The 303-nt window shown below is 53.5% G+C and carries 2 protein-coding genes; one reads left to right on the forward strand and one right to left on the reverse strand.

Translation table 11 applies throughout. The features are described 5' to 3' along the window. Positions 1 to 73: 73 nt before the first annotated feature. Positions 74 to 226 (reverse strand): hypothetical protein, encoded by a 153-nt coding sequence (locus NE473_RS31120; RefSeq protein WP_256265643.1) that lies wholly within the window; start codon positions 224 to 226, stop codon positions 74 to 76. Here NE473_RS31120 and NE473_RS31125 point away from each other — a divergent pair. Further along, positions 189 to 303, forward strand: a 115-nt coding sequence (locus NE473_RS31125) for a Gfo/Idh/MocA family oxidoreductase (protein ID WP_256265642.1), incomplete at its 3' end; no start/stop codon positions are given. The genes NE473_RS31120 and NE473_RS31125 overlap by 38 nt on opposite strands.

Here is a 303-nt window from a genome sequence, read left to right on the forward strand (position 1 = left end):
TCTACCTCCTCCGGCTCCTTAATGCCCAGGAGGCGCGACACGCAGTCTGTCAGTTCAAAACGGTTCACCGGCTTTAGAATGTATTCCCGGACTCCGCACCGGATTGCTGTCCTGGCATACTCAAATCCCGGTAAGCGCTGATCACCACATACTGTGCCGTGATTCCGTCGGCCTGGGCCTTCTCAATCATGGCCAGCGAATCTGTGGATGTAATCAGTGTATGCACGCCTCCTTATGTCCACAGTGAAATTGCAGTTCATGGAATGGAAGCGGGCAGTAATGTCCTTGTAGAGAAGCCCATGG

It is taken from the genome of Hungatella sp. SL.1.14, assembly GCF_024460495.1.
In the GTDB taxonomy this organism is placed as follows: domain Bacteria; phylum Bacillota; class Clostridia; order Lachnospirales; family Lachnospiraceae; genus Hungatella; species Hungatella hathewayi.